At 68.5% G+C, this 8,408-nt stretch carries 8 protein-coding genes and 1 pseudogene; 7 read left to right on the top strand and 2 right to left on the bottom strand.

Annotation, left to right across the window (positions count from 1 at the left end; genetic code table 11):
- Positions 1 to 6 precede the first annotated feature (6 nt).
- Complete coding sequence (locus D7W82_RS20125; RefSeq protein ID WP_120619892.1) at positions 7 to 663, bottom strand: outer membrane beta-barrel protein; 657 nt, start codon at positions 661 to 663, stop codon at positions 7 to 9.
- A gap of 204 nt (positions 664 to 867) precedes the next feature.
- On the opposite strand from D7W82_RS20125, the gene D7W82_RS20130 reads away from it, so the two are divergent.
- From D7W82_RS20130 to D7W82_RS20150, 5 genes are all read left to right on the top strand, one after another.
- Positions 868 to 1,557 (top strand): hypothetical protein, encoded by a 690-nt coding sequence (locus D7W82_RS20130; protein ID WP_120619893.1) that lies wholly within the window; start codon positions 868 to 870, stop codon positions 1,555 to 1,557.
- A 124-nt stretch (positions 1,558 to 1,681) separates the two neighbouring features.
- Positions 1,682 to 2,194: a hypothetical protein gene (locus tag D7W82_RS20135; RefSeq protein WP_120619903.1), complete on the top strand. Its 513-nt coding sequence runs from the start codon at positions 1,682 to 1,684 to the stop codon at positions 2,192 to 2,194.
- Between the two features lie 131 nt (positions 2,195 to 2,325).
- Positions 2,326 to 3,258, top strand: a complete 933-nt coding sequence (locus D7W82_RS20140; protein ID WP_120619894.1) for a DUF2381 family protein — start codon at positions 2,326 to 2,328, stop codon at positions 3,256 to 3,258.
- Positions 3,259 to 3,296: 38 nt separating this feature from the next.
- Complete coding sequence (locus tag D7W82_RS20145; protein WP_233587814.1) at positions 3,297 to 5,192, top strand: serine/threonine-protein kinase; 1,896 nt, start codon at positions 3,297 to 3,299, stop codon at positions 5,190 to 5,192.
- 39 nt (positions 5,193 to 5,231) lie between these two features.
- A complete protein-coding gene (locus tag D7W82_RS20150; protein ID WP_120619896.1) occupies positions 5,232 to 5,498 on the top strand; it encodes a hypothetical protein in 267 nt (88 codons plus the stop codon).
- A 15-nt stretch (positions 5,499 to 5,513) separates the two neighbouring features.
- Here D7W82_RS20150 and D7W82_RS20155 read toward each other — a convergent pair whose 3' ends face one another.
- Positions 5,514 to 7,082, bottom strand: a complete 1,569-nt coding sequence (locus tag D7W82_RS20155) for a hypothetical protein (protein WP_120619897.1) — start codon at positions 7,080 to 7,082, stop codon at positions 5,514 to 5,516.
- Positions 7,083 to 7,456: 374 nt separating this feature from the next.
- Here D7W82_RS20155 and D7W82_RS20160 point away from each other — a divergent pair, with 374 nt between their 5' ends.
- Together D7W82_RS20160 and D7W82_RS20165 are read left to right on the top strand one after the other, a co-directional pair.
- A complete protein-coding gene (locus D7W82_RS20160; RefSeq protein WP_233587815.1) occupies positions 7,457 to 8,128 on the top strand; it encodes an RNA polymerase sigma factor in 672 nt (223 codons plus the stop codon).
- Positions 8,125 to 8,408: pseudogene (locus D7W82_RS20165) on the top strand (hypothetical protein); the annotation flags it as partial. The gene D7W82_RS20160 and the pseudogene D7W82_RS20165, both read left to right, overlap by 4 nt.

The following is an 8,408-nucleotide window of genomic DNA, read 5'->3' on the forward strand; positions in this document are numbered from 1 at the left end:
TGATGACTACAGCCGGAACTGCACGCGCACGCCCGGCTGGATCCACACGTGGATCTGCTTCTCGTCGTCGGAGAGGTCGTTGCTGATCTCCGCGGCATTGCCCAGGCGGATCGCGCCCTTGTTGTACTGCCCCACGGACGCGGAGATGTAGGGCCCCACCGCGATGGAGCGGGTGAGCTGGAGGTCCACGCCGAAGTGGGCGTGGCCCAGGTCATAGCCCTCGAGCCTGAACCAGGAGTTCCCCGCCCCTTCGCCCACTTCCAGCGAGCCGATCTCATAGCCCACGCCCACCCCCACCCACGGCGAGACGAAGCCGGCCGGACGGAAGTGGTAGTCCAGGTCGATGCCGAAGCGCAGGACCTTGCTCTTGCAGTCCTCGCCGTCCGCGCACGCGTCACCGGGACCGGAGCCGATGCCGTACTGGAAATAGGCGCCCAGCGAGAGCTGCCGGTTGAAGAAGTAGGAGACGTCCACCTGCGGCGCCACGGTGCTGCCGAACGTGTCCTTCAGCGAGAGGTCCGTGCCGGAGTCGCCCACCGGAATGCCAAAGGCGCCGCGCACGCCCAGCGCGAGCCCGGAGTTCGAGGGCTCCTGCGCCGCCGCCGGCAACGCGCCCAGGCAGGAGGTCAGCACCAGCGATGCGATGAAGTGTCGAGCAGTCATGTCGTCCAGGGTGAAGGGGCCGTCATCCGACGGCGTTGGGTGTCGGGCACATACTGCAAGCCCACGGCCAGGGGGCACTGGATGCGGGCGCCAGGGCTTCGCACGTCGCGGTGGATTGGAACAGCACCGAAGCGCGACAGGAATGTCAGTCTTTCGTTCCAGCTCATGGCAGGTTCGCACCGAGCCAGAGCCCTGGAGCAAGCCATGTCCTCACTCCCGACCGAAGACTCCGACCTCGTCCGCTGGCTGCGCGCCGAGCGCGAGGCCCGCGGGCTGGCCCGCATCGAGCTGTCCGCTTCGTTGAAGCATCAAGGGGAGCTGCTGGATGACACGTTGCTCTTCACCGCACCGGACGGAGCGCTGACGTTCGGTTCGCTGCCGGAGGCGCCGCGCGCCCAGGTGCAGGGACTGATGCGGCGGCATCACGCGTCCGCGCCCGGGCTGGGGGACATCACGTTGTCCATCGTCTGCGACGCGCACGCGGCGCCGCGCATCCGGATGACGGACTCGGCCACGCGGGAGCATGACGCGAAGGAGCAGGCCCGCGCGGAGGCCCACTTCGATTCGCGCAAGTACGGGCGCGCGCTGGCGCAGCGGGTGGCGGAGCTGCTGGACGCGGGAGCGGACCTGTCCATCACCGTCGACCCGCGCGAGGGCGTGTCCCGCGCGCTGTGGCGGTCCGCGGAGGGCACGTACGCGCAGGGGCTCCGGTACCTCCAGGGAGACTCCAAGCCGAAGCGGACCTTCGCGTCGCGGGAGGAGTTCAGCCACTGGCTGGCGGAACAGAGCGACGAGTCCCTGGCGAAGGAGGACTTCCCGGACGACCCTCGCAGGTGGGGAGTGGCGACGTTCAACCGAGAGTTCTTCGCGCGGAAGACGGGCCGGCGGTCGTAGCGGCATCCACACGAACCTGTCCGACAGTCGGACAGGTTTGGACGACTTCGACTGGCCCCCCTTTCATCAGTACACCCCAGTGCCGCCCCGGAACCTTGCGGCTCCTGAACGAGTGAACGTCACCATGCGCAAGACACTCCTGCTCTCAGGACTCATCGCATTGACTGGCGGATGCGTTCGGCACAAGCCCTCATGGACGGGGGAGGTGCAGTGGCCGGATGAAGGCTCCTCGGCCTCCGTCCTCCCCTTCACCGAAGCGGGTGCCGCGGTGGCCGCGGCAGGAGCGCTGCGGGAGGTCATCCGGACCAATGCCCATCCGCAGCTCTTCCATGGCTGCACGAGCCCGGAACAGGGACTCGATGTCGCCGTCTTCACCGGACCGACCACCGGCCTGTACTACGTCGCCGTGGAACAGCGGTTCAGCCGGTGTGGTGGTCCCAATGGCCGGGTCCTCGACTGGTGGCAGGTCTACGCGGTCACCCCGCTGGGCGAGGTGGTTGCGAAGGCCCCACGCACACCCGATGTCCCCATGGAAGTGCAGCCCGACGCAGCAGCGGTCCCCGCTCCCCCCACCGAGGAGCAGTCCCCGTCTCCTCTTCGCGAAGCACCTCCAGCCGAAAATACGGAATCCGAGTAGGGCTTTCCCTACGCAATCCTTGAGGTAGGCTGGGTTTTCCTTGCCCAGCCGCCGCAGCCAGGGTTTCCCAGGCCCGTGCAGTCCCATGCGTGTCACCCCTATCTGTTAGGTTTGAAGGATGGAGGTGACCCATGATGTCGCTGTCCACTTCGGTCATTCCCCTGGTGCTGACGGTCCTGTTGGGCACCACGGCGGTGGCGCAGTCCCGTACTCCCGGGGTCAGGGAGCGCAAGGCCCGGCAGCTCACGCTGCCCGCGGAGGAACCGCCGGTGCTGCATCCGCTGCATGTCGCGGCCCATGAAGCGACCACCGTCACCTTCGATGCGCCCATCGTTCCGGAGTCCGTGGACCGGAGCGTGCTCGCTCCATTCTTCTCCCGCGTGGCGGTGCATGAGGACGTGCTCGTCCTCAAGGCGTCCATGGATGTTCCCGCAGGCAAGGAGCCCGTGATCACCGTGCGCTTCGCTGGGCCCGGCGCTCCGGCGCAGGTGGGGTTCGTGCTCACGACCGTGACGGCGGAGGTGGACTCGCAGGTGGAGGTGCTCCGGCAGGGGCGCACCGCGCAGGATTTGGGGAAGGAGCTCGCGGACCTGCGGGCCCGGTGCGTGGCCACCGAGGCGGGGCTCGCGACGCTGCGTGCGCAGTGCGCCCTGCGTGGACTGGGTGGCGCGGTGTTGATGGGAGATGTCACGCGGGAAGGCGTCACCGTGGACTACTTGCCGGAGCTTCCTGTGAGCATGGGCATGACCGCCATCGGTCCCCACGTGCTCTACCGCTCGGCGAGCACCCGAGCCCTGTCGACATCGCTGCTCAATCCCGATGGCTCCGCCCCCTGGATCCCTGGCTTCGCACGGATGACGCCGCGCGGGCCCAACATCCACGGGATGCCAGTTCGTGAGCTTCCCCTGCTCATGCAGGTCACGCAGTTGGCGCCCGGAGAGCGAGCCACCGTGGTGGTGGAGTGGCGCGCGCTTCCGGAGTTGCCCGTGGGCACGCACTTCACCTTGGAGTTGCTGGACGCGAAGGGCGAACGCGGCGTCCGCTGGGAACAGGGGGTGCCATGAGTCCACATGAGACAACGCCCGATGAGCACGCAGGGCACATGCGTCACGCATCCACGAAACCTGCCCAGAAGGCCTTCAGCCCTGCCTCTCCTTCCGTTCGGCCGATGGTGGTGGACGCGCTTGCCGCTGGCACCCTCATCGGCCCCTGGCACGTCGTCCAGCGATTGGCGGCAGGCGGATACGGCACGGTCTACGTCGTGCACGCGAAGCATCGTCCACGCGGCAGGCGGTACGCCCTGAAGCTCGCTCGCCAACCCGACAGCCCCTGGTTCTCACGCGAAGAGGAGGTGCTGTCCCGCTTGCGGCATCCGGGAGTGCCTCGCTTCGTGGCCTCGGGAAACTGGCAGCCGGGCTCCGGGAGCTACCCCTTCCTGGTCATGGAGCATGTGGAAGGTGAGTCGCTTTATGCGTGGGCCCGCGCTCGCAATCCCACGGCTCGGGAGGTGGGCGCATTGCTCATGCAGGCCGCGGAGGTCCTGTCCTTCGCCCACCACCGTGGCGTCCTGCACCGTGACTTCAAGGGAGACAACATCCGCGTCCAGCCCGGCGGACGGCTCACCCTGCTGGATTGGGGGGCGGGCTGGCATCCCGAGGCGGTGCCGCTGACCGGAACAGGGCAGCCTCCTCCCGGCACGGCGCTCTACGCCAGTCCACAGCTCCACCGCTGGCGGATGGAAGCGCCTTCACGGCAGGCACGCGAATCTCCTCGCTACAGCGTGACGGATGAACTGTACGCGGTGGGCGTCACCTTCCATCGAGTGCTGACAGACGCCTATCCGGCGCTCTCGCAGGCTGGCGAGGGCTGGGCACGCGCATGGCCCAACCCGCGTGTGCCGGAAGTGCTGGCATCGCTCGTCACGCGCCTGCTCGCGCTCTCGCCCGAGGCACGGCCTCCGAGCGCATCCGCGCTGGTCTCCGAACTGCATCAGGTCCTGGCCCATGTGGATCCAACCTGGGACTTGCCCCTGTTCGACTGGGCCATCCCGATCTCTGCATCTTCACGCACGACGCAGGAGGTGCCCGGGATGGCCGGGCCCATGGCTCCAGGCCAGGAGGTGCCGCTCCAGCACGCACGCCTCCAGCGCCTGGACCGGATCCAACGCCTTCGCGAAGCACGCGACCTGCGTCGCCGTGTCCCCGGGCAGGTCGCCCGGGTGGAGGCCCGGGCCATCCTCGCCGCGAACAGGGCGCGCCGCCGACAGACGCTGCGGCCCCTGTTGCGCCGGGCAGCCTCTGGAGTCGCTGGAGTGCTGGCCCTCGTATCGCTGGTCTGGAGCCTGGGGGTCTTCTCGAAGTCCGACATCCACGTGCCAGAGCGGTCCTCCACGCCTCTCGTGGCGCGAGTGCCCGGGCCCGACCAAGCTGCCGCGTCCGGAGCGGCCCTTCCCTTCCCCGCGCCGCTTCCGCTGGAGAAGGAAGCCATGAGCATTCCCTTGAAGCAGGACCGCCCGGGTCGCGGCCGCTCGCTGGCGCGAGACTGCACGTTGGCCGTCGGCGCGGCATCGACCCTCATCGCTTGCGCGGGTGCGCAGGTGATGCCCAAGCCCCAACGCTGCTCCACGGAGGCACTGGACGCGATGAAGGCGCTGAATCTGCGGCGGGATGGAAAGGCCGCCATCACGCTCGACATCCGCTATCCCTTCCGCCCGGATGCCATCCTGGCCACCGTGGGCGACGGAGACATCGTCAGCGTCCTGGAGGAACAGCACGGCAGGCTTCCGGAGGGGACCCTGCTCTATGGACGGTTGTGGACGGGGGGCGAGGAGGTGGCGGGCCGCTACACACGAGCGGAGACGCCTGACGGCCGCACCTACCCGGTCTGCTTCGTCCTCGGGAACAGTGACGGCCGGTGGCCGAAGGCCCCGGGCTCCAAGCCTGGCGCCGTCGTCCTCCCCCGAAACGTGGGCTACACCGTGGTGGACGCGTTCCCCTAGCGGCCCTCACGGACATGCGCCTGCGGTAGGACCCGGGGGATGAGCCACATCCTGGCGAACGAAGCGGTCCGCTCCGTCGTGCTCTACCACCCCAAGCCCACCGAGGGCTGGCGCTACGCCGTCTACACCCAGGAAGGCGTCACGGATGGGAGGCTGCTCGACAGCACTCCCTCCACTTCATTCGAGGAGGCCCGCGCCCTGATGGAGCAGACGCTGATGGAGCTCTTCGGCCGATCCTCCGCGCTCCGCTGGAAGGAGACCTCTCCAGGATGGTGGACGGGTGAAGCGCTGGATGGCCCAGCGTGAGCAGACCCCGCCGCGCTACTCCAGCAGGGCCAGGATCGCCAGGGGCTCCTTGGACTCCAACAACTCCAGCCGATGACGGGCCTTCACGGCCAGCTCCAGCGGCTGAACGCCATGGCGGAACCAGGCATGCGCGATGCGGTCGATGCCCGCGCCAATCAATGGCGCCGCCGTCCGCAGGCTGGCGCGGAGGGCCACCGCGTTCGTCTGCCCACCGTGCAGCACCAGGTTTCGCTGACGATAGAGGCGGCGGAACGCCCGCACCGCATAGCCCTCCACGTCCTTCAGCCTCTTGCGAGGATCCTTGAGCACTCCCTCCATGCGTGCGACCGCCGCCCGGTGACTCCAGACGGGCTCTGCCCAGGTGAGCGGCCAGCCCTGCAGGATGGCCTCGCCCATCACGGATGCGCGCTCATGATTGCTCGCGCACCGCAGAAGTTGCTCTCGCGGCGGACTGCCGCTGCCTCTGACTTGCAGGGAGGCCAGCAAGGTCAGCTCAGCCCTGGGAAACGAGCACGCCACCAGGGAAGCCAGCCGGTCACCGGCAGGTGATTTCTGACCATCCTCGGGCGCGACCAGCAACGCTTCGATGGCGGCCCACCCCGCGGCCACCGCGACCACCGCGGGCGAGTCCAATTGACCGAGCAACTCGAACGCCGCGTCGACACGGCTGGGCGGCCCTGACGCGAAGAGCTGGTCCTGACGCTCCAGACTGCGCACCTCGACCCGCCGATGCCGACGGAGCGGCAGTGGCTTCCGGATGCCTTCGACGTACGCATGCTCTCCATGCCGCATCGGATGGCCTGTTCCAATGAGAAGCCGGGCGAACAGCTTCTCCACCATCTCCGAGGCCCGCTCCGCCGCGGCGAAGGCATCGCGGGCTTGAACCGTCAGCAACCATCCTCCGCTCTGCCGGACATGGGCAGCGTCGAATCCATTCGCGAGGAACCATTTCGCAACCGTGGGCGCGTCACACCACTCGCGCGGTGGAGGCCCCCGGAGGCCCAGCGCGTTGTGCACGGTCAGGAGAACCTGGAAGCACGAAGGTGGCGTGCGAGCCAGGACATGGGCGTCCTCCAGCAACTCCGAAAGGCGATAGGTCTGCGTGGAATGGATGAGCCGGTATGTCAGCCAGCGATGGAGGAAGTCGGGGCTGAACCCTGCATCCAGGAGATGAGACGCCACGGCACGGGCCACCCGCTCCGGTTTCACCGGAATGCCTCGCGCGAGCTGTCCGGCCCAGCGCGCCAGGTACGACGCATCAATCTCTTCCGTGAGACGGTGCACCGCGGGCAGCTCGCCAGAGCGAGGCCTCAACGGCGAGCCAAGCAGACGCTGCAACAAGCTCCGGGACTGGGGAGCAATGCCTTCATCCGGGCCCAGGGTCCGAGACAGTTCATTTGCCAGCCACTCGACCGCCTTGTCGGAGAGGACGCCCTCCGGGACGGCCTCCACCGCCTCCAACAGCTCGCGGAGGCTGAGCACCGTTCCCACCTCCCAGAGTCCGCGGAACCAGGCAGTACGTGCCGAGAAGAACTCCAAGAGACGTGCCGCCACCTGCTGTGAGCTGTCCTTGCTTTCGAGCACCGAGCGCCTTACGTTTTGAGCAGGTCGCCAGACCGCCCTCTATTCGGAGGCCGTCACCCACCGGGAGTCGTTCATCCCGTGGGTCGCGGCCTCCATTTTTTTTGTCCGCGGACAGGGTGACGGCTTCCGCCTCCCCTGCTTCCGCGAACCTCCCCCGCGCTCGATGCAGGATTCGAACCCACGGCCTCTGGCTCCGGAGACCAACCCCCCAATTCGCAACGACTTCGGGCCCGGGCTCAATAAAACGCGCGCCGTGCGTGTGGGGACGACCCGAATTTCGGGGTCATTTCGTATCTCATTTCCAGAAGGGGCCCGGCCGGGCGCCTCCATGACACGGAGCCTTCCTCGTGCTGCCAGGAACAGAGCGGTCAGTCTTGGAGGCCTTCCGCCGGGGTGACACCGCCGTGCTCACCCAGGTCTACCGCACGTATTCGCCTGAGGTGCTGCGCTACCTGTCCCGGCGCTTCTCCGTCCATTCAGAGACCGGCACCCGCTCCGTCGCGCTCACGCCCCTGGACCTGGACGCCGCCCATCAGGAGACCTTCGTGCGGGCCTTCCGCCCCCACATGCGCCAGGCCTACGACGGCGTGCGCCCCTACCTGGGCTTCCTGCTCACCGTCGCCCGCTCCACCGCCATTGACCTGATGCGCGCCTCCGGCCGCGTGGCCCGGGAGGCCATCCCCCTGGATGACGCGCCGGAGCTCACCCATGCCCCCACCGAGGGCAAGAGCCCGGAGGAGGAAGCCCTGGGCGCGGAGGTCCGCTCCATCGTGCGCCGCTTCCTGGAGGCCCTGCCCGACGAAGGGCGCGCCCTGGCCCAGCTGCGCTTCATGGACGGCCTGTCCCAGGAGTCCGCCGCCGACCAGCTCCAGCTCACCCGCGGCGAGGTGCGGGTGCGCGAACGCCGCCTGCGGTTGCAGTTCACTGAACACCTGAAGGACTCGGGCTGGCTGGACAGCGATGTCGTGCCGGGACGCCTGCAATGGGGCGCCCTGCTCGCCACCCTGGCCCTGCTGTGCGCCATCCCATTCGGGAGCCTCCCATGAAGTGGTACGAGCGACATGTGGACGCGGGACTGACGCGCTGGTCCCTGGGGGAGCTGTCCACCCCCGAATCCTCACGGCTGCTGCGCCACGCCCACGCCTGCGCCCGCTGCGGCGTCCGCTATGACAAGTGGGCCCGCGCCCACCGCGTCTTCGAGTCCGGCCAGACGGACACCCCCACCTCCACGGAGCTGGAGACCCTCACCGCCGCGGGGCTCGAAGCCGCCCTCAACGCCGCCTCGCCCCCGGACGCCACCCCCGCCCGGTGGCCCACGCTCGCGGT

It is taken from the genome of Corallococcus sp. CA049B (assembly GCF_003611685.1).
In the GTDB taxonomy this organism is placed as follows: domain Bacteria; phylum Myxococcota; class Myxococcia; order Myxococcales; family Myxococcaceae; genus Corallococcus; species Corallococcus coralloides.